The sequence below is a fragment of the Streptomyces sp. NPDC059957 genome (assembly GCF_042730015.1).
GTDB lineage: Bacteria > Actinomycetota > Actinomycetes > Streptomycetales > Streptomycetaceae > Streptomyces.
In genome coordinates this window covers 57,974-78,245 of record NZ_JBHWMB010000014.1, presented here as the reverse complement: position 1 = coordinate 78,245, position 20,272 = coordinate 57,974, and the positions used below count along the sequence as shown (strand labels likewise).

The window sequence follows — 20,272 nt, the reverse complement described above, 5'->3', positions numbered from 1 at the left end:
CGTCAGTTCGGGCTCGTCGGGGCGCGGGTGAGGTCCACGGCCGGGAGCGAGGGGAGGTGGCGGATGACGGCCGTCTCGGTGCGCAGCAGCTTCAGCTCCTCCGCGAGGCGGGTCGCCGTGTCCGGGGCCTGGAGCAGGCGCTGCTTCGCCGGGATGTCCAGCACCGCGGCGGCCGCGACCAGGTACGAGACCACCGACGGCTCGTCGGGGAGGTCCATGCCGGTCAGGGACCGTTCGCGGGCTCCGGCCAGCCGCTTCTGGTACGTGCGGAACGCCCGCAGCACGCCCTCCGCCAGCGCGCCCGCGCCGTCGCCCGCGTCCTCGGGGAGCTCCTCCAGCTCCGCCACGAGGTAGGGGCCGGAGGCGTCGACGGACAGCAGCCGGACCCGGACCGTGCCGGTGGCCATCACCTCGAAGCTGCCGTCCTCCCGCTCCCGGATCGAGGCCGCGTCGGCGATGCAGCCTACCCGGTGGAAGGCCTGGACCGGGTCCGCGCCGAAACCGGCGGCCGGCCCGCGTTCGGGCACGGCCGTCTGGTCCGGCAGGCCGGGCGCGGTCGGGGCGACCTCCCGGCCGTCGCGGATCGCGACGACCGCGAAGCGGCGGGGCTCGTCCTCTCCGGCCTTGAGCAGCTCGCGCATCATGGCGCGATAACGCTCCTCGAAGATGTTCAGCGGGAGGACGAGTCCCGGGAACAGCACCGAGTTCAGCGGGAAGAGGGGCAGGCGAACGGTGGTCACGAGGCACAGGGTAGTGGCCGTGGGCCGAGGGGGTGTCCCGGGGATCAGGGCCGGATCGGCCAGGGGCGCCGGGACACCCCCTGCCGTCATCCCCGCCGCAGGACGCGGGAGGCGCCCGCCGCCACGGTCGTGGCCAGGATCCAGCCCAGGATGACCAGGGCCGCCGTGCCCCACTGCCAGCCGCCCCGCAGAATCCACTGGTCCTGCTGGCCCAGGTCGATCACCGGGAGCAGCAGGTCCAGGGCGAACAGCACCGGGTTCCAGTCCGGGTGCTCCTCCGCCTTGAGCGGCGGCGGCCTGCCGTGCACCGTGAAGAGCACGGCCCCGGCCGCCCACAGCACGGCCATCCACAGCGCCGCCCGCCCCGGACGGTAGCCGTAGACCACCGTCCAGTCCTGGAGGTACCCCCACGCGCGCAGCGCCGGCGGCAGCGTCGTGCGCCGGCGCCGCTGTTTGGCCAGCAGCACCTCGCGGGCGTCCGCGTCCTCCCCGGAGGCCCGCAGGACCGCGGCGAGCCGCTCGTACGGTTCCGGGGAGTACTCGGGGGTGGCCGCCTCGACCCACTCCAGCCGGCGGGCCGGCGGGAAGAGGCCCCGGGGCGCGAGGTTCTCATAGGCGAAGCCCTCGATGGACAGCCGGCCCGGGCCCGGCCAGCTCGTGGAGGTGTCCACGAGCTTGACCACCCGCGCCCCCGACAGCACCACCCGCCCCCGCGCCGGCCGCTCGCCGACGAACCGCAGCTCCGGGGTGTGGATGCGGCGCAGCGAGACCTCCTGGTCCTCCGTGAGGGTGAAGCGGGCCCCGTAGAAGTCCACGGCGTCCCCGAAGCGGCCGTCGTCCAGCCGCAGGCCGCCCCGGCACTCGAAGTGCTGCGCGTGCTGTCCCGGTACGGGCGTGTGGCCGAGCCCGTAGGGGGGAGTGGAGGATTCGGAGTCGCCCGGGGTGTGGCCCAGCGCGATCGAGGTCAGGTAGAGCGTGCGCTCCACCGTGAGCTGCGGGGCGTTCAGCGCCCGCTTCCCGTACGGATTGCTCAGGCGGGCCCCGCGCAGGTTCATCGACACGCCGACCTTGGCCCCGCGCAGGCTCAGCTCCCCGTACGTCTGGAGCAGCTCGCCCTGGAAGTCCTGCGCGACCGACATGCCGTCGGCCGCCAGGGCCCGCCCCTTGCCGTCGCGCTGCAGCACCGCCTCGCTGATCAGCAGGTCGGTGCCGATCTGCGCGTCGGTCAGCCGGATCCCGCGGGCCACCCGGCAGCGCGGCAGGTGCAGATCGCCCTCGGTGTGCAGCCGGGCCGCTTCCAGCCGGGGTATCGCGCAGTTGACCAGGCGCAGCGTGCCGAAGCGGCTCTCCGAGAGCTGTACCTCCCCGTCGAAGCGGCAGGACTGGAGCTCCACGTACGGGGTGACCGTGCCCCCGGAGAGGTCCAGGCGGCCGGTGATCCGTACGCCCCGCAACTTCAGCGAGGCCACCCGCCCCGGGACCGGGCCCGGCCCGTGGAGCAGCAACAGCGCCACCACCGCCGCGCGGACGCTGCGCCCGGGGCCCCAGACCCGGTCGGCGTGCGGATCGTCCCGTTCGGCGGTGCGGGTGCTGAGATCGCAGACGCTGCCGGTCCGGAACGCGTCCCACATGAGCCGTTCGGAGCCGGTGAGATCGGCCGGTTCCCCGTCCGGGCGTGCTTCGGCCATGGCGGCCCCCCTCCGCTCGTCGCGCGGACGCCACCGCGCGGTCCCTCCCGCTTGTACGCGCGGACACGCCGCGCGTACCTGCACGCTAGAGGGCCTGTGTGACATCAGGGAACGTCCGTGGCCTGTATCAGCCAGTGATACGGACGAACGGTGGCGCGAGGCGGTCTGAGAGAATTGCCAGGTGATCTCTCGTATCGACCTGCGCGGCGACACCCTCCCCGAGGGTGGCGCCCTGCGCGATCTGCTGCCCCGTGCCGAGTTCGACGTGGAAGCCGCCCTGGAGAAGGTGCGGCCCATCTGCGAGGACGTCCACCATCGTGGAACGGCGGCGCTGATCGAGTACGCGCAGAAGTTCGACGGGGTCGAGCTCGACCGGATCCGGGTGCCCGCCGAGGCCCTGAAGACCGCTCTCGACCAGCTCGACCCGGCCGTCCGCGCCGCCCTCGAGGAGTCGATCCGGCGCGCCCGGATCGTGCACCGCAACCAGCGCCGGACCGAGCACGTCACCCAGGTGGTCCCCGGCGGCACGGTGACCGAGAAGTGGGTTCCGGTGGAGCGCGTGGGGCTGTACGCCCCGGGCGGCCGCTCGGTGTACCCGTCCTCCGTCGTCATGAACGTGGTCCCGGCCCAGGAGGCGGGCGTCGAGTCCATCGCGCTCGCGTCCCCGCCGCAGGCGGACTTCGGCGGCCTGCCCCACCCGACGATCCTCGCCGCGTGCGCGCTGCTCGGCGTCGACGAGGTGTACGCCGCGGGTGGTGCCCAGGCCGTCGCGATGTTCGCGTACGGCACCGAGGAGTGCGCCCCCGCGAACATGGTGACCGGCCCCGGCAACATCTGGGTCGCCGCCGCCAAGCGCTATTTCACCGGCAAGATCGGCATCGACACCGAGGCCGGCCCGACCGAGATCGCGGTCCTCGCGGACTCCACGGCCGACCCGGTGCACGTCGCCGCCGACCTGATCAGCCAGGCGGAGCACGACCCGCTGGCCGCCGCCGTCCTCGTCACGGACTCCGCGGAGCTCGCGGCCGCGGTCGAGAAGGAGCTGGAGCCGCAGGTCGCGGCCACCAAGCACGTCGAGGACCGGATCATGCCCGCGCTGGCCGGCCGCCAGTCCGCGATCGTCCTGGTCGACAGCCTGGAGGACGGCCTCAAGGTCGTCGACGCGTACGGCGCCGAGCACCTGGAGATCCAGACCGCCGACGCGGCCGCCTGGGCCGCCCGCGTGCGCAACGCCGGCGCGATCTTCGTCGGCCCCTGGTCCCCGGTCTCGCTCGGCGACTACTGCGCAGGCTCCAACCACGTGCTGCCCACCGGCGGCTGCGCCTGCCACTCCTCGGGCCTGTCCGTGCAGTCCTTCCTGCGCGGCATCCACATCGTCGACTACACGCGCGACGCCCTCGCCGAGGTCACCCACCACGTGGTGACCCTGGCCGAGGCCGAGGACCTGCCCGCGCACGGCGCGGCTCTGAAGGCACGATTCGGGTGGAAGGTTCCCCAGGCATGACCGGCACCACTGACAGCACCGCCGCCGCGGCCGTCATCGGCATCGACGACCTCCCCATCCGGGACGAGCTGCGCGGCAAGACCCCGTACGGCGCCCCGCAGCTGGACGTGCCCGTCCAGCTCAACACCAACGAGAACCCGTACGGCCTGCCCGAGCCGCTCGTCGCCCGCATCGCCGAGCGCGTCGCCGAGGCCGCCCGCACGCTGAACCGGTACCCGGACCGGGACGCGGTCGAGCTGCGCACCGAGCTGGCCGCCTACCTCACCCGTACCGGCAAGCACCCGGTCGCGCGCGAGAACGTATGGGCCGCCAACGGCTCCAACGAGGTCCTGCAGCAGCTGCTGCAGACCTTCGGCGGGCCCGGCCGCACCGCGATCGGCTTCGAGCCCTCGTACTCGATGCACGCGCTGATCGCGCGCGGCACCGGGACCGACTGGATCTCCGGTCCGCGGAGCGAGGACTTCACCATCGACGTGGAGGCCGCCGAGCGCGCCATCACGGAGCACGCGCCCAACGTCGTCTTCATCACCTCGCCCAACAACCCCACGGGTACCGCGGTCGGGGCGGAGACGGTCCTGGCCCTCTACGAGGCCGCGCAGGCGGCCGGGCCCAGCCTGGTCATCGTGGACGAGGCCTATGTGGAGTTCAGCCACCGGGACTCCCTCCTGCCGCTGATCGAGGGCCGCCCGAACCTGGTGGTCTCCCGGACCATGTCCAAGGCCTTCGGCGCCGCGGGCCTGCGCCTGGGCTACCTGGCCGCGCACCCGGCGGTGGTCGACGCCGTACAGCTCGTACGCCTGCCGTACCACCTGTCGGCCGTCACCCAGGCGACCGCGCTGGCCGCCCTGGAGTTCACCGACACCCTGCTCGGCTACGTCGAGCAGCTCAAGGCCGAGCGCGACCGCCTGGTCACCGAGCTGCGGGGGATCGGCTTCGAGGTCACCGACTCCGACTCGAACTTCGTACAGTTCGGCCGGTTCGAGAACTCCCACACCGCCTGGCAGAAGATCCTCGACCAGGGCGTCCTGGTCCGGGACAACGGCGTACCGGGATGGCTGCGGGTCACCGCGGGCACCCCGGCCGAGAACGACGCGTTCCTGGAAGCGGTTCGCGCACTGAAGAAGGAGCAGCACGCATGAGCCGCATCGGACGGGTCGAACGGACCACGAAGGAGACCTCGGTCCTCGTCGAGATAAACCTCGACGGCACCGGCAAGGTCGACGTCTCGACGGGCGTGGGCTTCTACGACCACATGCTCGACCAGCTCGGCCGCCACGGCCTCTTCGACCTCACGGTCAAGACCGAGGGCGACCTGCACATCGACAGCCACCACACCATCGAGGACAGCGCCCTGGCGCTCGGCGCCGCCTTCAAGCAGGCCCTCGGCGACAAGGTCGGCATCTACCGCTTCGGCAACTGCACCGTGCCGCTCGACGAGTCCCTCGCCCAGGTGACCGTCGACCTGTCCGGCCGCCCGTACCTCGTGCACACCGAGCCCGAGAACATGGCGCCGATGATCGGCTCGTACGACACGACGATGACCCGGCACATCTTCGAGTCCTTCGTCGCGCAGGCCCAGATCGCCCTGCACATCCACGTGCCGTACGGCCGCAACGCCCACCACATCGTGGAGTGCCAGTTCAAGGCGCTGGCCCGGGCCCTGCGCTACGCCGCCGAGTTCGACCCGCGCGCCGCCGGGATCCTGCCCTCCACGAAGGGCGCCCTCTAGCGTGAACGGGCTCAACACGATCCTGATCGTCCTCGGCCTGTTCCTGGCCGGCGGCGTCTACTCCTTCAAGAAGCAGGAGATGCCCGCCTCGGTCATCGCCCTGCTCGCCATCGGCTCCGTGATGTGCCTGGTCGCCGGAGTCCTGCGGATCCAGGGAATTTGGGAATGAGCGCAGTCAGCCCCACCAAGAAGGTCGTCGTCTTCGACTACGGCTTCGGCAACGTCCGCTCCGCCGAGCGCGCCCTCGCGCGCGCCGGCGCGGACGTGGAGATCACCCGCGACTACGACAAGGCCATGGACGCCGACGGACTCCTCGTCCCCGGCGTCGGAGCCTTCTCCGCCTGCATGCAGGGGCTCAAGGACGCGCGCGGCGACTGGATCATCGGCCGCCGGCTCTCCGGCGGCCGCCCGGTCATGGGCATCTGCGTCGGCATGCAGATCCTCTTCGAGCGCGGCATCGAGCACGGCGTGGAGACCGAGGGACTGGACGAGTGGCCCGGCACGGTCGGCCCGCTCCAGGCCCCGATCGTCCCCCACATGGGCTGGAACACCGTGGACGCGCCGGCCGACAGCCAGGCCTTCGCCGGCCTGGACGAGGACGCCCGCTTCTACTTCGTGCACTCCTACGCGGCCCACGACTGGTCGCTGGAAGTCACCAACCCGCTGATCAAGGCCCCCAAGGTCACCTGGGCCACGCACGGCGAGCGGTTCGTCGCGGCGGTGGAGAACGGGGCCCTGTGGGCCACCCAGTTCCACCCCGAGAAGTCCGGGGACGCCGGCGCCCAGCTCCTCACCAACTGGATCGAGACCCTGTGATGACGACGTCGAAGAAGCTCGAACTGCTCCCCGCCGTCGACGTCCGCGACGGCCAGGCCGTCCGCCTCGTGCACGGCGTCTCCGGCAGCGAGACCTCCTACGGCTCCCCGCTCCAGGCCGCCCTCGCCTGGCAGGCCGCCGGCGCCGAATGGCTGCACCTGGTCGACCTGGACGCCGCTTTCGGCACCGGTGACAACCGCGCGCTCGTCGCCGAGATCACCGGAGCCATGGACATCAAGGTCGAGCTGTCCGGCGGCATCCGCGACGACGCCTCGCTCGCCGCGGCCCTCGCCACCGGCTGCACCCGCGTCAACCTCGGCACCGCCGCCCTGGAGACCCCCGAGTGGGCCGCCAAGGCCATCGCCGAGCACGGCGACAAGATCGCCGTCGGCCTCGACGTACGCGGCACCACCCTCAAGGGCCGCGGCTGGACCAGCGAGGGCGGGGACCTCTACGAGACCCTCGCGCGCCTGGACTCCGAGGGCTGCGCCCGGTACGTCGTCACCGACATCGGCAAGGACGGCACCCTCACCGGCCCCAACCTGGAGCTGCTGAAGAACGTCTGCGCCGCCACCGACCGGCCTGTCGTCGCCTCCGGCGGCATCTCCTCCCTCGACGACCTGCGCGCACTGGCCGGGCTCGTCGGGGCCGGCGTCGAGGGCGCCATCGTAGGCAAGGCCCTGTACGCCAAGGCGTTCACGCTCGAAGAAGCCCTGAAGGTGGTCTCCGCATGAGTTCCGAGAACGGTTCCACGAACAGTTCCGACGTCCGTCGCATCTCCTCAGGCGGCGCCTACGAGGACGTACTCGGCTACTCCCGCGCCGTCCAGCTCCCCAACGGGCTGGTCCTGGTCTCCGGGTGCACCGGGGCCGACGCGGGCGGCCCGTACGACCAGACCAAGAAGGCCTTCAGCGTGGCCTTCAAGGCGCTGGAGCAGGCCGGACTCGGCCCCGAGCACGTGGTCCGCACCCGCCTCTACCTCACGCACGCCCGTGACGTGGACGAGGTCGGCCGCGCCCACAGCGAGCTCTTCGACAAGATCCGCCCGGCCTCGACGCTGATCATCGTCAACGGGTTCGTGGACCCGAGCATGGTCGTCGAGGTGGAGGTCGAGGCCTTCGGCCCCGTCGCGGGAGGCTCGGCATGACCCTCGCCGTACGGGTGATCCCCTGCCTGGACGTGGACAACGGCCGCGTGGTCAAGGGCGTCAACTTCCAGAACCTGCGCGACGCCGGCGACCCCGTCGAGATGGCCAAGCTCTACGACGCCGAAGGCGCCGACGAGCTGACCTTCCTCGACATCACCGCCTCCTCCGGGAACCGGGAGACCACCTACGACGTGGTGCGCCGCACCGCCGAGCAGGTCTTCATCCCGCTGACCGTGGGCGGCGGCGTCCGCACCGCCGACGACGTGGACAAGCTGCTGCGGGCCGGCGCCGACAAGGTCGGCGTGAACACCGCGGCCATCGCCCGGCCCGAGCTCATCCAGGAGATCGCGGAGCGCTTCGGCCGCCAGGTGCTCGTCCTGTCGGTCGACGCCCGCCGCACGGCCTCCGGATCCTTCGAGGTGACCACCCACGGCGGCCGGCAGAGCGCCGGCATCGACGCCGTCGAGTGGGCGCACCGCGCGGCCGAGCTGGGCGCCGGGGAAATCCTGTTGAACTCGATGGACGCGGACGGTACCAAGGACGGCTACGACACCGAGATGATCGCGGCCGTGCGCAAGCACGTCACGGTCCCGGTGATCGCCTCGGGCGGCGCGGGCAGGCTCGCGCACTTCCCGCCGGCGATCGCGGCGGGCGCCGACGCGGTGCTCGCGGCGTCGGTGTTCCACTTCGGAGACCTGCGCATCGGCCAGGTCAAGGACGCGCTGAGGGAAGCGGGCCACCCGGTCCGCTGAGGCCGGCTTTTTGCCCGTGGGGGGCTCGCAGTGAACGGGAACGTCTGGCGGGACGCCAATGTCCTGCGCTGGCTGGCCGCCTACGGGGCTTCGCTCGTCGGGGACGGGGTCTACTTCCTCGCCCTCGGCTGGGCGGCCGCCCAGACGGCGGGCCCGGCCGAGGTCGGCCTGGTCATGGCGGTCGGCGCGATACCGAGGGCGCTGCTCATGCTGGGCGGCGGGGTGATCGCCGACCGCTTCGGCCCCCGGCTCGTGGTCATCTCCTCCGACGCGGTGCGGTGCGGGGTCGTCCTGGCCCTGGCGCTCGTCCTCGCCCTCGGCTCCCCGGGCCTGTGGGTCCTGGTGCTCGTCGCGCTGGTCTTCGGCATCGTCGACGCGCTGTTCATGCCGGCCGTCGGCGCGCTGCCGCCGCGGATCGCGGGGCCCGGGCAGCTGGTACGGGTCCAGGGGCTGCGCAGCCTCGCGGAACGCGTCGGGCACACCGCCGGGCCGCCGGTGGCCGGGCTGGCGATGGGTCTGGGCGGGCCGGCGTCGGCCTTCGCGGTGGCCTCGGCGCTGTTCGGGGTGTCGCTGGTGCTGCTGGTGGCCGTACGGATCGCTCCGCTGCCGGCTCCGGATCCCGGCTCGGTGCCGGCTCCCTCCTCCGAGTCCCCCTGGAAGCAGCTCCTCTCCGGACTCGGCTACATCCGGCGGCACGGGCTGATCGGACCCCTGGTCCTGTCCGGGGCGCTGAGCCAGCTGGGCACGTCCGCGCCGATGACGCTGGGGCTGATCCTGGTCTCCGAGGAGCGCGGCTGGGGGCCGGCCGGAGTCGGCTGGATCATCGGCGGGATGGGTGTGGGCGCGGCGTCGAGCGCGCTGGTGCTGACCCTGATCCCCAGGTTCCCGCGGGCCGGGGCGATCCAGAACCTCACCCTGATCATCGGCTCCGCGGGCATCGGTGGCCTCGTGCTGGCGCCGAGCCTGCCGGTGGCGGTGGGGCTGGCCGTGCTGACCGGGCTGGTCTGCGGGATCTGCGGCGGCCTGGCCATCGCCCTCATCCAGACGGCCACGGACCCCGCGTACCTGGGTCGGGTCAGCTCCGTGATGGCCTTCACGGCGGTCGGCCTGGCCCCGCTGGCCTACCCCGCCTTCGGCTTCGCCGCCGATGTGTGGGGGGTGATCCCGGTGTTCCTCGCCGGGGCGGCGGTGAGCATGGTCGGCGCGATAGTCGGCACCTCGGCCCCCGCGGTCCGCCGCGCGGAACTGGCCCTGGCCCCTTCTTGACGCGCCGCTCGCGCGGTGCGGCCCTGGCGGGCCTCCCCGGCTTCGCGCCGCTGCGCCGGGCACCTTTTCGACGCGCCGCTCGCGCGGTGCGGCCCTGGCGGGCCTTCCCGGCTTCGCGCCGCTGCACCGGACTCCGTCCGGCGGTGGCCGGTCGGGGTGCCGCCAGGGCCGCCTGGTGCGGGTGCCGGTGGGCGGGTGCGGCTGAGTTGCCCTGCGGGGCGGAGGTCCCCTACCCGCCCTTCGCCCGTTCCCCGGGGCTGCGCCCCGGACCCGGCGCCTCAAACGCCGGCGAGGATGAAATGGCGCTCCGCGCCATCCAGCCCGCACCGGGCACATCCAGCTCGCGCGGCGAAAATCCAGCCCCTCCGGCGTTTGAGGAGCGGGGGTCCGGGGGCTGGTCCCCGGGAACGGCGCCGCACGCGGCAAGGGGTCCGGGCGTAGCCCGGGGAACGGTGGAAGGGCGGGTAGGGGACTCCGCCCCGCAGGGCCGACCCAGCCGCACCCGCCCACCGGGCCCCGCGCCGATACGGCGGTGGCGAGCACCCCGCCCGGCCCCCGCCGGACGGAGTCCGGCGCAGCGACGCGAAGCCCGCGCAGCGGTGCGAGGGGCGCGTCGAAAAGGTGCGGGGCCGGGCTACATGCCCAGCTGCGCCATCGTGAGCTTCGCGATGGCTTCCTTCGGGCCGTCCAGTTCCACCGCGGCAGCGTCCTGGCGGCCGAAGCAGAACAGGGTCAGCTCTCCCGGCTCGCCGGTCACCGTCACCACCGGCGCGCCCTTGTGGGCCACCGCCGTCTGGCCGTTCGGGCGGCGCAGGACCAGGCCCACCGGGGAGCGGCGGCCCGTCAGGCGGGCCAGCTTCTCCAGGCGGAACCAGAGGGAGTCGGAGAAGACCGGATCCAGGGGGCGCGGGGACCAGTCCGGCTGGGCGCGGCGGACGTCCTCGGAGTGGACGTAGAACTCCACCGCGTTCGCCAGCTCGTCGATCTGCTTCAGCGCGTAGAGGGACATCTTCGGCGGGCCGGTCCGGATCAACTGGATGAGTTCCTCGTACGGCTTGGCCCCGTACTCCTCCATCGCCTTGTCCAGGCGGGCCTTCAGCGCGTTCAGCAGCAGTCCGCCCGCCGCGTCCGGGCGACGCTCCCGGACCACCACGTGCGCGGCGAGCTCCCGCGTCCGCCAGCCGTCGCACAGCGTCGGCGCTTCCGGTCCGGCCGACTCCAACAGGTCGGCCAGCAGCAGTCGTTCACGCTTCGCATGGGTAGACATGCGGGCCAGCCTACGGCCGGAACCCGCCCGGTGCCTGCCCATCAGGCGGACAGGGATCCATGATCGTCCCCCCGGCCCGGCACAATGGCCCCATGAGTACGTCCTCCCTCGATCCCGCCATCGCCGCCCGCCTCAAGCGCTCCGCGGACGGTCTGGTCCCGGCCATCGCCCAGCAGTACGACACCGGTGAGGTGCTCATGCTCGGCTGGATGGACGACGAGGCCCTGCACCGCACCCTGACCACCGGCCGCTGCACGTACTGGTCGCGCAGCCGTCAGGAGTACTGGGTGAAGGGGGACACGTCCGGCCACTTCCAGCACGTGAAGTCCGTCGCTCTCGACTGCGACGCCGACACCGTGCTGGTCAAGGTGGACCAGGTCGGGGCGGCCTGCCACACCGGTGCCCGGACGTGTTTCGATGCCGACGTCCTGCCCCTGGCCGGTCCCTCCGGCCCCACCGCCGAAGCCGAATAGCCGAAGCCGATCATAGGTAAGGTCCCACGCCATGGATCTTGAGACGTTCCGCAAGCTCGCGGCCGACCGCCGCGTCATCCCCGTCAGCCGCAAGCTGCTGGCGGACGGTGACACGCCCGTCGGGCTCTACCGCAAGCTGGCCGCCGAACGCCCCGGGACGTTCCTCCTGGAGTCCGCCGAGAACGGCCGCTCCTGGTCGCGCTACTCCTTCGTCGGCGTCCGCAGCGCCTCCACCCTCACCGTCCGGGGCGGCCAGGCCCACTGGATCGGCACCCCGCCCGTCGGCGTCCCGACCTCCGGCGACCCCCTGGAGGCCCTGCGGCAGACCGTGGAGGCCCTGCACACCCCCCGGGACCTGGCCTCCGGCATGCCGCCCTTCACCGGCGGCATGGTCGGCTACCTCGGCTACGACATCGTGCGCCGCCTCGAGCGCATCGGCGAGCACACCGAGGACGACCTGCAGCTGCCCGAGCTGACCATGCTGCTCACCTCCGACCTGGCGGTCCTGGACCACTGGGACGGCACCGTCCAGCTCATCGCCAACGCCATCAACCACAACGACCTCGCCGCGGGCGTGGACGAGGCGTACGCGGACGCGGTCTCCCGCCTCGACGCCATGGAGGCCGACCTCGCGCGGCCCGCCCCGTACGCGCCGATGCCGCTGCCCGACTCCGAACTCCCGGAGTACTCGGCCCTCTGGGGCGGCGAGAAGTACCAGGCGGCCGTGGAGGACGTGAAGGAGCGGATCAGGGCCGGCGAGGCGTTCCAGGTGGTGCCCTCGCAGCGGTTCGAGACCCCGTGCAGCGCCTCCGCGCTCGACGTGTACCGGGTCCTGCGGGCCACCAACCCCTCCCCGTACATGTACCTCTTCCGCTTCGAGAACGGCTTCGACGTCGTCGGGTCCAGCCCCGAGGCGCTGGTCAAGGTCGAGGACGGGCGGGCCATGGTCCACCCCATCGCCGGCACCCGGCACCGGGGCGCCACCCCGCAGCAGGACAACGAGCTCGCCGACGAGCTGCTGGCCGACCCCAAGGAGCGCGCCGAGCACCTCATGCTCGTCGACCTCGGCCGCAACGACCTCGGCCGGGTCTGCGAGCCGGGATCGGTGGAGGTCGTCGACTTCATGAGCATCGAGCGGTACTCGCACGTCATGCACATCGTCTCCACCGTCACCGGGCGCGTCGCCGAGGGGAAGACCGCCTTCGACGTGCTCACGGCCTGCTTCCCGGCCGGCACCCTGTCCGGCGCGCCCAAGCCGCGCGCCATGCAGATCATCGAGGAGCTGGAGCCCACCCGCCGCGGGCTCTACGGCGGCTGCGTCGGCTACCTCGACTTCGCCGGGGACTCCGACACCGCCATCGCCATCCGCACCGCGCTGCTGCGCGACGGGAAGGCGTACGTCCAGGCCGGCGCCGGGGTCGTCGCCGACTCGGTGCCCGAGCTGGAGGACGCCGAGTGCCGCAACAAGGCGGCCGCGGTGCTGCGCGCGGTGGCAGCGGCCAACCGCCTCCACGGCGCCTGAGCCCGTAGGGGATAGTGGGGTGCGTGAGTGCCGTACCCCCGCCCCGAAACGAACACGCCGATGCCGCCGCCGAGCCCGAGGCCCCCTCGGGCCGCGGCGGCCGCCGCAGCGTGGCCGCCGCCCTGCTGCTCGGCGCGCTCGGCGCCACCGTCGTCCTGCTCGCCTCCGGCCGCGTCTGGGCCCGGGGCGTCGCCGCCATCGGCGGCGGCTCGCTGCCGGTGACCGCCGACGGGCGGGCCGTCACCGGCCTGCCCGCCGCCCTGGCCATCGTCGGGCTCGCCGCCCTGGTCGCCGTCTTCGCCGTCCGCGGCAGGAGCCGGCTGCTGGTCTCGGCGCTGCTCGCGCTGAGCGGCCTGGGCGCGGGCGCCGCCGCCCTGGCCAACGCGGACGGCCGGCGCGCACTGGACGCGCAGGCGGCCCGTACGACGGCGGACACCGCGGCCCACGTGGCCGGCCTGACCCAAACGGCATGGCCCTACGTGACGGCCGTCGGCGGGGCGCTGATCCTGCTGGCCGGACTGCTCGCGCTGCGCTTCGGGAGCACCTGGCCCACGATGGGCGGCCGCTACGAGCGCGACGGCAGCCCGCGCCCCCGCAAGGCGGCCGTGGTGGACCCGGACCGGCCGGAGGACTTGTGGAAGGCTCTGGACCGGGGCGAGGACCCCACCGGCCCGGACTCGGACCGCTGACCCCGTACCCCACCCCCTGAACCCGGAGCCGACCCCGTGAACGAGGTCGCCGCCTGGTACGGGACAATGACCATCGAGCGTTCAACACAGCCCGTCGACACAGCACGTGCGGCGTGCGACGGAGCACACCCGAGTACGAGGAGCAACTCATGGCGGGCACTAGCCACGGACACACCCCGGCCGCCTGGACCGGTGTCATCATCGCGGTCATCGGTTTCTGCATCTCCGGCGCCTTCATGGTGCTGGCGAACCCGCTGGGCTTCTACGCGGGCCTCGTCGTCGTCGTCCTCGGCGGTGTCGTGGGCGCGGCGATGAAGGCCGCGGGCATGGGCGCGCCGAAGGCCGCGCACCAGGACCTCTCCGAGGTCATCGCCGCGAACCGCCTCGCCGCCAAGGTCTGACCGGGCGGTACCCGGTACGCGGGTTTTCGAAAGGCGCGGCCCTGTCGGGCTGCGCCTTTTGTCATGAGCGGAGAGAATCAGCGGGTGGACGCCTCCCCAGGAACGACCGACCTCGCACCGCCTCCCGCGCCCGCGACCCGGGCCGGCCGGCTGGTGCGTCCGGCGCTCACGCTGGCCGCGGCCGCCGCGGCCCTCGCGTACGTGGGGACCGTGGACCCCAACGAACCAGGCCACTACCCGGCCTGCCCGCTGTTCCGGCTGACCGGGGTCCTGTGCCCGGGTTGCGGAGGGCTGCGCAGCGCGCACGCGTTCGCCCATGGCGATCTCGTGACAGCATTCGGGGCAAATGCCCTGGCGGTCGCCGGCTACTTCTTCTTCGCCGGCTTCATGATCCTGTGGCTGGTTCGCGCCTATCGGGGGGTACCGGCCCGGAGGCTCGTCGTACGGCCGTTGTACTGGTGGGGGATGGGCGCGGTGGCCCTGACCTTCTCCGTTGTCCGGAACCTGCCCGTGGGCTCTTTCCTGGCGCCCTGAGGTATAGCTGAAGTAAAGATTCCAGATGTCCATTTAATGGGACGCCGTCAACCGCGTGCGGAGGGCAAGGCGTCCTGCGGATACCATTTGAACTGCTGACCTTGCAGTTGTACGTGTCTGCAAGGCGGCCGACCGTCATCGACCCGGAAGGGGGCCGCTCGCGTGAGTGTGCTCGACGAGATCATCGAAGGGGTCCGCGAAGACCTTGCCGAACGGCAGGCGCGCGTCAGCCTCGACGAGCTCAAGGAGCGTGCCGCCAAGGCGCCCCAGGCCAAGGACGGCGTCGCTGCCCTGCGCGGCGACAGCGTCAAGGTGATCTGCGAGGTCAAGCGCTCCAGCCCCTCCAAGGGTGCGCTGGCAGCCATCGCCGATCCGGCCGGGCTCGCCGCCGACTACGAAGCGGGCGGTGCGGCGGTCATTTCCGTCCTCACCGAGCAGCGTCGTTTCGGTGGCTCGCTGGCCGACCTGGAGGCCGTCCGCGCCCGCGTGGACATCCCGATCCTGCGCAAGGACTTCATCGTCACGGCGTACCAGCTGTGGGAGGCCCGCGCCTACGGCGCCGACCTCGTGCTGCTGATCGTCGCGGCCCTGGAGCAGGAGGCCCTCGTCTCCCTCATCGAGCGGGCCGAGTCCATCGGTCTCACCCCGCTCGTCGAGGTCCACGACGAGGAGGAAGTGGAGCGCGCGGTCGCCGCCGGCGCCAAGATCATCGGCGTCAACGCCCGCAACCTCAAGGACCTCAAGGTCGACCGCTCCACCTTCGAGCGCGTCGTCGGAGAGATCCCGGCCCACATCGTCAAGGTTGCCGAGTCCGGCATCCGCGGGCCGCACGACCTGATCGCCTATGCGAACGAGGGCGCCGACGCCGTCCTCGTCGGGGAGTCCCTGGTGACCGGCCGCGACCCGAAGTCGGCCGTGGCCGACCTCGTCGCCGCCGGCGCCCACCCCGCCCTGCGCCACGGGCGGAGCTGACCCGCACCCATGGCCCGAAACCGCCCCTCCGTCCGCACCCGACCGGGCTCCGGCCTGGCCGGTGTGCCGACGGCGCACGCGCCCCTGGCGCGCGGCTGCCGCCCTCGCGGCTGCCGCGCCCCGGCCCGGCGCGTGCGCGGGCGGCGGGTCCGGTACGTGATCGGCTCCGAGCCCGGTCAGGTCAACGGCATGCGATGGCGACCCCCAGTCGCGTCGTAACGAGGCCCGCCGGACGGTGTACGTCGTACACCCGTGTCCGTCGGCGTCCCCTCACGGTCCGTCCCCCGAGCCGCCGGCTCCGGGACGGGCCGCTCCGCACCGTCGTGCGCCCATGCCCCAGCGGGGTGTGCGCATCTCGGGCGGACGGCGCAATACGGTGAAGACATCCGCGTCGCATCCGTAGGAGTACCTGGGCATGTCCAGCGCCAGCAGTTTCTTCATCCCGGACCCCGAGGGTCACATCCCCAACGCCGAGGGCTACTTCGGCGACTTCGGCGGCAAGTTCATCCCGGAGGCGCTCGTCGCCGCCGTGGACGAGGTCGCCGTCGAGTACGAGAAGGCCAAGGGCGACCCGGCCTTCGCGGCCGAGCTCGACGACCTGATGGTCAACTACACCGGCCGCCCCAGCTCCCTCACCGAGGTGCCCCGGTTCGCCGAGCACGCCGGCGGCGCGCGGATCTTCCTCAAGCGCGAGGACCTGAACCACACCGGCTCGCACAAGATCAACAACGTGCTGGGCCAGGCGCTGCTCACCAAGCGCATGGGCAAGACCCGCGTCATCGCCGAGACCGGCGCCGGCCAGCACGGCGTGGCCACCGCCACCGCCTGCGCCCTGTTCGGTCTCGAGTGCACCATCTACATGGGTGAGATCGACACCCAGCGCCAAGCCCTGAACGTGGCCCGGATGCGCATGCTGGGCGCCGAGGTCATCGCGGTGAAGTCCGGCTCCCGGACCCTGAAGGACGCCATCAACGAGGCGTTCCGCGACTGGGTCGCCAACGTGGACCGCACCCACTACCTCTTCGGCACGGTCGCGGGTCCCCACCCCTTCCCCGCCATGGTCCGCGACTTCCACCGGGTCATCGGTGTCGAGGCCCGCCGCCAGATCCTGGAGCGCGCCGGACGGCTGCCCGACGCCGTCGCGGCGTGCGTCGGCGGCGGTTCCAACGCCATCGGCCTCTTCCACGCCTTCATCCCGGACGCCGACGTCCGCCTGGTCGGCTTCGAGCCCGCCGGACACGGCGTGGAAACCGGTGAGCACGCGGCCACCCTGACCGCGGGCGAGCCCGGCATCCTGCACGGATCGCGCTCCTACGTCCTGCAGGACGAGGAGGGCCAGATCACCGAGCCGTACTCCATCTCGGCCGGTCTGGACTACCCGGGCATCGGCCCCGAGCACTCCTACCTCAAGGACGCGGGCCGCGCCGAGTACCGCGCGGTCACCGACGACCAGGCGATGCAGGCCCTGCGGCTGCTCTCGCGCACCGAGGGCATCATCCCGGCCATCGAGTCGGCGCACGCCCTCGCGGGCGCCCTGGACCTGGGCAAGGAGCTGGGCAAGGACGGTCTGCTCGTCGTCAACCTGTCCGGCCGCGGCGACAAGGACATGGACACCGCCGCCCGCTACTTCGACCTGTACGACGCAGACGCCTCCGAGGGGGAGACCAAGTGAGCGGCACCATCGAACTCCTGTCGGCGACCCTCGCGAAGGCGAAGTCCGAGGACCGCGCGGCCCTCGTCGCCTACCTCCCGGCCGGCTTCCCGACCGTCGACGGCGCCATCGAGGCCGTCAAGGCCGTCATCGCCGGCGGCGCGGACGTGGTCGAGATCGGCCTCCCGCACAGCGACCCGGTCCTGGACGGCGCGATCATCCAGACCGCCGACGACATCGCCCTGCGCGGCGGCGTCAAGATCGCCGACACGCTGCGGACCGTCCGCGAGGCGTACGAGGCGACCGGCGCCCCGATCCTGGTCATGACGTACTGGAACCCCATCGACCGCTACGGCGTCGAGCGGTTCACCGCCGAGCTCGCCGAGGCCGGCGGCGCGGGCTGCATCCTGCCCGACCTGCCGGTCCAGGAGTCCGCGCTGTGGCGCGAGCACGCGGCCAAGCACGGTCTGGCGACCGTCTTCGTCGTGGCCCCCAGCAGCAAGGACGAGCGCCTCGCCACCATCACGGCGGCCGGTTCGGGCTTCGTCTACGCCGCTTCGCTCATGGGCGTCACCGGCACCCGGGAGTCCGTCGGCAACCAGGCCGCCGACCTGGTGCGCCGTACCCGCGCCACCAGCGACCTGCCGGTCTGCGTGGGACTGGGCGTCTCCAACGCCGCCCAGGCCAAGGAGGTCGCCGGCTTCGCCGACGGCGTGATCGTCGGCTCCGCCTTCGTGAAGCTGCTGCTCGACGCGCCGGACCTGCCCGCCGGGCTGGCCGCCGTCAAGGCACTGGCGGGCGAGCTCGCCGAGGGCGTGCGCCGGAGCTGACGGGCGGCGCGTTCGATACGGCAGCCGGACCCCTGAGCGGGTTCTGTAGCCCGATCGGGTGGAAGTAGGGGCAGGGAGGCACGAGAGTGCCTCCCTGCTTCGTTTGGCCGAACGTGAGCGACATGAACGACGGTGCGAACCGCGATGCGACGAAACGATCGGCCCGCGAGCGACTCCAGGTGGAGCGCGAGAAGCAGAAGGCGAGGGACAAGCGCCGGCGCACCCTCGTCGTGTCGGCGGCGGTGGTCGGCGTACTCGGGCTGGCGGCCGTCGTCGGCCTGATCGCGGCGAACACGGGCAAGGGCGGATCCTCCGCCAAGGGCGGCCCGCTCGTCGCCCCGTCCGGGGCCACGGGCAAGGACGCGCTCGCCATCCAGACCGGCAAGGACGCTGCCCCCTCCACGCTGACCGTGTGGGAGGACTTCCGCTGCCCGGCCTGCAAGGCCTTCGAGACCAACTACCGGGACACCATCCACGAGCTCGAGGCCAAGGGCCTCCTCAAGGTCGAGTACCACCTCGTCACCCTGATCGACGGGAACATGGGCGGCACCGGCTCGCTCAAGAGCGCCAACGCGGCCGCCTGCGCACAGGACTCCGGGAAGTTCGCCCCGTACCACGACCTGCTCTTCGACAACCAGCCCGAGGAGACCAACGACGCCTTCGGCGCCAACGCCAAGCTGCTGGAGCTGGCCGGGAAGGTCGACGGACTGGACACCGCCGCGTTCCGCACGTGCGTCGAGGACGGGACGCACGACAGCTGGGTGAACAAATCGCAGGAGGCCTTCCGTGCGGGCGAGTTCCGCGGGACCCCGACCGTGCTGCTCGACGGCAAGGACATCTTCGGGGACCAGGCCAACCCGCTGACCCCGCAGAAGCTGAAGGAGAAGGTGGAGGCCGCCGGCAAGGGCGGCCCGGGCGCGGCGAAGGGCTCCCCGTCCCCGTCGGCATCCGGCTCCCCGGCCAAGTCCAACTCCAAGTCCGGATCCGGATCCAAGCCGGGGTCCGCGTCGCCGTCCGCGTCGGGCTCGGCGAAGGCCTCCTCCGGCCGCTCGGGCGCCCCCTCGGGTGCCTCCTCGTCCCCGGCCGCGCGCTCGGCGGGCCGGTCGGGCACGGCCGGGTCGGGCTCCGCCGACGCCTCCCCGGACCACGCGGGCATGCCGATGGGGCACTGACGCCAGTCTCGATTCGGGAGCAGCTTGCCGGGCGGGTTGCGGTCCCCACCGTCCGGCAAGGTAGCGTCGGCTCTTGCCATGAACCTTGCCTTCATTCCCAGTCCGTCGACGGGCGTGCTCCATCTCGGGCCGATCCCGCTGCGCGGCTACGCGTTCTGCATCATCATCGGCGTCTTCGTCGCCGTCTGGCTCGGCAACAAGCGCTGGATCGCGCGCGGCGGTAAGCCGGGCACGGTCGCGGACATCGCCGTGTGGGCGGTGCCGTTCGGCCTGGTCGGCGGTCGCCTCTACCACGTGATCACCGACTACCAGCTCTACTTCGGCGAGGGCCGCGAGTGGGTCGACGCCTTCAAGATCTGGGAGGGCGGCCTCGGCATCTGGGGCGCCATCGCGCTGGGCGCCGTCGGTGCCTGGATCGGCTGTCGCCGGCGGGGCATCCCGCTGCCGGCCTGGGCCGACGCCCTGGCCCCCGGCATCGCGCTGGCCCAGGCCTGCGGACGCTGGGGCAACTGGTTCAACCAGGAACTGTACGGCCGCGCCACCGATCTGCCGTGGGCGGTGGAGATCAGCGACGGCCCGAACCGGGTCGCCGGGACCTACCACCCGACCTTCCTCTACGAGTCCCTCTGGTGCGTCGGTGTCGCCCTGCTGGTGATCTGGGCCGACCGCCGCTTCAAGCTCGGCCACGGGCGGGCGTTCGCGCTCTACGTCGCCGCCTACTGCGTGGGACGCGGCTGGATCGAGTACATGCGGGTCGACGAGGCCCACCACATCCTCGGCCTGCGGCTCAACGTCTGGACCTCGATCGTCGTCTTCGTGCTCGCCGTGGTCTACCTGGTGCTGTCGGCCAAGCTGCGGCCGGGCCGCGAAGAGGTCGTCGAGCCGGACACCGACGCTGACGCCGTGGCCGGCGCCAAGGACGGGGACACCCCGGCCGGGGACGGCGAAGCCGACGTGGCCAAGTCCGCGGACAAGGCCGCCGCCAAGACCGAGGACAAGCCCGCGGGCGACGTCGCCGCAGAGGGCGGCGACGACGTCACGGCCGACGCCGAGGGCGGAGCCGACGGCAAGGCCGAGGCCCCCGGGGCCAAGAAGCTCTGACCGGAGCAACGGTCGAAC

General features: G+C 72.5%; 22 protein-coding genes and 1 pseudogene. 20 read left to right on the top strand and 3 right to left on the bottom strand.

Annotation, left to right across the window (positions count from 1 at the left end):
- Window positions 1-2: 2 nt before the first annotated feature.
- Window positions 3-740 carry an LON peptidase substrate-binding domain-containing protein gene (locus ACFWBW_RS12350; protein WP_385370940.1) on the bottom strand — a complete coding sequence of 246 codons (738 nt, stop codon included), beginning with the start codon at window positions 738-740 and terminating at the stop codon, window positions 3-5.
- 86 nt (window positions 741-826) lie between these two features.
- A complete protein-coding gene (locus ACFWBW_RS12345; protein WP_385370938.1) occupies window positions 827-2,428 on the bottom strand; it encodes an oxidoreductase in 1,602 nt (533 codons plus the stop codon).
- Window positions 2,429-2,609: 181 nt separating this feature from the next.
- Between ACFWBW_RS12345 and hisD the strand changes: the two genes are divergently transcribed.
- From hisD to ACFWBW_RS12300, 9 genes are read left to right on the top strand one after another with little or no spacing between them, the layout of a single operon-like run.
- Window positions 2,610-3,932, top strand: coding sequence for a histidinol dehydrogenase (gene hisD / locus ACFWBW_RS12340; protein ID WP_385370936.1), 1,323 nt, complete (start codon window positions 2,610-2,612; stop codon window positions 3,930-3,932).
- Complete coding sequence (locus tag ACFWBW_RS12335; protein ID WP_385370934.1) at window positions 3,929-5,071, top strand: histidinol-phosphate transaminase; 1,143 nt, start codon at window positions 3,929-3,931, stop codon at window positions 5,069-5,071. The genes hisD and ACFWBW_RS12335 overlap by 4 nt, the downstream gene beginning before the upstream one ends.
- Window positions 5,068-5,661, top strand: a complete 594-nt coding sequence (gene hisB, locus ACFWBW_RS12330; RefSeq protein WP_215035049.1) for an imidazoleglycerol-phosphate dehydratase HisB — start codon at window positions 5,068-5,070, stop codon at window positions 5,659-5,661. The genes ACFWBW_RS12335 and hisB overlap by 4 nt, the downstream gene beginning before the upstream one ends.
- A gap of 1 nt (window position 5,662) precedes the next feature.
- Window positions 5,663-5,830, top strand: a complete 168-nt coding sequence (locus tag ACFWBW_RS12325) for a hypothetical protein (protein WP_266909496.1) — start codon at window positions 5,663-5,665, stop codon at window positions 5,828-5,830.
- Window positions 5,827-6,477: an imidazole glycerol phosphate synthase subunit HisH gene (hisH, locus tag ACFWBW_RS12320; protein WP_385370932.1), complete on the top strand. Its 651-nt coding sequence runs from the start codon at window positions 5,827-5,829 to the stop codon at window positions 6,475-6,477. The genes ACFWBW_RS12325 and hisH overlap by 4 nt, the downstream gene beginning before the upstream one ends.
- Window positions 6,477-7,211: a bifunctional 1-(5-phosphoribosyl)-5-((5-phosphoribosylamino)methylideneamino)imidazole-4-carboxamide isomerase/phosphoribosylanthranilate isomerase PriA gene (gene priA / locus ACFWBW_RS12315; RefSeq protein ID WP_385370929.1), complete on the top strand. Its 735-nt coding sequence runs from the start codon at window positions 6,477-6,479 to the stop codon at window positions 7,209-7,211. Before hisH ends, priA begins: the two co-directional genes overlap by 1 nt.
- Window positions 7,208-7,624, top strand: coding sequence for a RidA family protein (locus ACFWBW_RS12310; RefSeq protein ID WP_385370927.1), 417 nt, complete (start codon window positions 7,208-7,210; stop codon window positions 7,622-7,624). Before priA ends, ACFWBW_RS12310 begins: the two co-directional genes overlap by 4 nt.
- Window positions 7,621-8,376, top strand: coding sequence for an imidazole glycerol phosphate synthase subunit HisF (gene hisF / locus ACFWBW_RS12305; protein WP_327307203.1), 756 nt, complete (start codon window positions 7,621-7,623; stop codon window positions 8,374-8,376). Before ACFWBW_RS12310 ends, hisF begins: the two co-directional genes overlap by 4 nt.
- 30 nt (window positions 8,377-8,406) lie before the next feature.
- Complete coding sequence (locus ACFWBW_RS12300) at window positions 8,407-9,642, top strand: MFS transporter (RefSeq protein ID WP_385370924.1); 1,236 nt, start codon at window positions 8,407-8,409, stop codon at window positions 9,640-9,642.
- A 634-nt stretch (window positions 9,643-10,276) separates the two neighbouring features.
- Here the strand turns inward: ACFWBW_RS12300 and ACFWBW_RS12295 are convergent.
- Window positions 10,277-10,909, bottom strand: a complete 633-nt coding sequence (locus ACFWBW_RS12295) for a TIGR03085 family metal-binding protein (protein ID WP_385370922.1) — start codon at window positions 10,907-10,909, stop codon at window positions 10,277-10,279.
- Window positions 10,910-11,001: 92 nt separating this feature from the next.
- Here ACFWBW_RS12295 and hisI point away from each other — a divergent pair, with 92 nt between their 5' ends.
- From hisI to lgt, 11 genes and pseudogenes are all read left to right on the top strand, one after another.
- Entirely contained in the window at window positions 11,002-11,382 is a 381-nt protein-coding gene (gene hisI / locus ACFWBW_RS12290; protein ID WP_254383608.1) for a phosphoribosyl-AMP cyclohydrolase, read from the top strand.
- Window positions 11,383-11,413: 31 nt separating this feature from the next.
- Complete coding sequence (locus tag ACFWBW_RS12285) at window positions 11,414-12,904, top strand: anthranilate synthase component I (protein ID WP_385370919.1); 1,491 nt, start codon at window positions 11,414-11,416, stop codon at window positions 12,902-12,904.
- A 14-nt stretch (window positions 12,905-12,918) separates the two neighbouring features.
- A complete protein-coding gene (locus ACFWBW_RS12280; RefSeq protein WP_385370917.1) occupies window positions 12,919-13,593 on the top strand; it encodes a TIGR02234 family membrane protein in 675 nt (224 codons plus the stop codon).
- A 149-nt stretch (window positions 13,594-13,742) separates the two neighbouring features.
- Window positions 13,743-13,994 carry an HGxxPAAW family protein gene (locus tag ACFWBW_RS12275; RefSeq protein ID WP_385370915.1) on the top strand — a complete coding sequence of 84 codons (252 nt, stop codon included), beginning with the start codon at window positions 13,743-13,745 and terminating at the stop codon, window positions 13,992-13,994.
- Window positions 13,995-14,057: 63 nt separating this feature from the next.
- Complete coding sequence (locus tag ACFWBW_RS12270; protein ID WP_385370913.1) at window positions 14,058-14,528, top strand: DUF2752 domain-containing protein; 471 nt, start codon at window positions 14,058-14,060, stop codon at window positions 14,526-14,528.
- A 162-nt stretch (window positions 14,529-14,690) separates the two neighbouring features.
- A complete protein-coding gene (gene trpC / locus ACFWBW_RS12265) occupies window positions 14,691-15,500 on the top strand; it encodes an indole-3-glycerol phosphate synthase TrpC (RefSeq protein WP_243330285.1) in 810 nt (269 codons plus the stop codon).
- Window positions 15,501-15,509: 9 nt separating this feature from the next.
- Window positions 15,510-15,719, top strand: a complete 210-nt coding sequence (trpM, locus tag ACFWBW_RS12260) for a tryptophan biosynthesis modulator TrpM (protein WP_266877044.1) — start codon at window positions 15,510-15,512, stop codon at window positions 15,717-15,719.
- A 196-nt stretch (window positions 15,720-15,915) separates the two neighbouring features.
- Window positions 15,916-17,172: a tryptophan synthase subunit beta gene (gene trpB / locus ACFWBW_RS12255; RefSeq protein WP_385370911.1), complete on the top strand. Its 1,257-nt coding sequence runs from the start codon at window positions 15,916-15,918 to the stop codon at window positions 17,170-17,172.
- Entirely contained in the window at window positions 17,169-17,981 is an 813-nt protein-coding gene (gene trpA, locus ACFWBW_RS12250) for a tryptophan synthase subunit alpha (protein WP_266909508.1), read from the top strand. Before trpB ends, trpA begins: the two co-directional genes overlap by 4 nt.
- 122 nt (window positions 17,982-18,103) lie before the next feature.
- Window positions 18,104-18,889 (top strand): annotated as a pseudogene (locus tag ACFWBW_RS12245) (DsbA family protein); the annotation flags it as partial.
- Between the two features lie 342 nt (window positions 18,890-19,231).
- Window positions 19,232-20,254 carry a prolipoprotein diacylglyceryl transferase gene (gene lgt, locus ACFWBW_RS12240; protein ID WP_385370909.1) on the top strand — a complete coding sequence of 341 codons (1,023 nt, stop codon included), beginning with the start codon at window positions 19,232-19,234 and terminating at the stop codon, window positions 20,252-20,254.
- Window positions 20,255-20,272: the final 18 nt, after the last annotated feature.

Coding starts and splice junctions, on each gene's coding strand:
- hisF (WP_327307203.1), top strand. CDS start 7,621: ATGACCCTCGCCGTACGGGTGATCCCCTGCCTGGACGTGGACAACGGC.
- ACFWBW_RS12335 (WP_385370934.1), top strand. CDS start 3,929: ATGACCGGCACCACTGACAGCACCGCCGCCGCGGCCGTCATCGGCATC.
- ACFWBW_RS12345 (WP_385370938.1), bottom strand. CDS start 2,428: ATGGCCGAAGCACGCCCGGACGGGGAACCGGCCGATCTCACCGGCTCC.
- ACFWBW_RS12275 (WP_385370915.1), top strand. CDS start 13,743: ATGGCGGGCACTAGCCACGGACACACCCCGGCCGCCTGGACCGGTGTC.
- trpB (WP_385370911.1), top strand. CDS start 15,916: ATGTCCAGCGCCAGCAGTTTCTTCATCCCGGACCCCGAGGGTCACATC.
- ACFWBW_RS12295 (WP_385370922.1), bottom strand. CDS start 10,909: ATGTCTACCCATGCGAAGCGTGAACGACTGCTGCTGGCCGACCTGTTG.
- hisI (WP_254383608.1), top strand. CDS start 11,002: ATGAGTACGTCCTCCCTCGATCCCGCCATCGCCGCCCGCCTCAAGCGC.
- ACFWBW_RS12285 (WP_385370919.1), top strand. CDS start 11,414: ATGGATCTTGAGACGTTCCGCAAGCTCGCGGCCGACCGCCGCGTCATC.
- ACFWBW_RS12310 (WP_385370927.1), top strand. CDS start 7,208: ATGAGTTCCGAGAACGGTTCCACGAACAGTTCCGACGTCCGTCGCATC.
- ACFWBW_RS12270 (WP_385370913.1), top strand. CDS start 14,058: ATGAGCGGAGAGAATCAGCGGGTGGACGCCTCCCCAGGAACGACCGAC.
- trpM (WP_266877044.1), top strand. CDS start 15,510: ATGGCCCGAAACCGCCCCTCCGTCCGCACCCGACCGGGCTCCGGCCTG.
- hisH (WP_385370932.1), top strand. CDS start 5,827: ATGAGCGCAGTCAGCCCCACCAAGAAGGTCGTCGTCTTCGACTACGGC.
- hisB (WP_215035049.1), top strand. CDS start 5,068: ATGAGCCGCATCGGACGGGTCGAACGGACCACGAAGGAGACCTCGGTC.
- priA (WP_385370929.1), top strand. CDS start 6,477: ATGACGACGTCGAAGAAGCTCGAACTGCTCCCCGCCGTCGACGTCCGC.
- lgt (WP_385370909.1), top strand. CDS start 19,232: ATGAACCTTGCCTTCATTCCCAGTCCGTCGACGGGCGTGCTCCATCTC.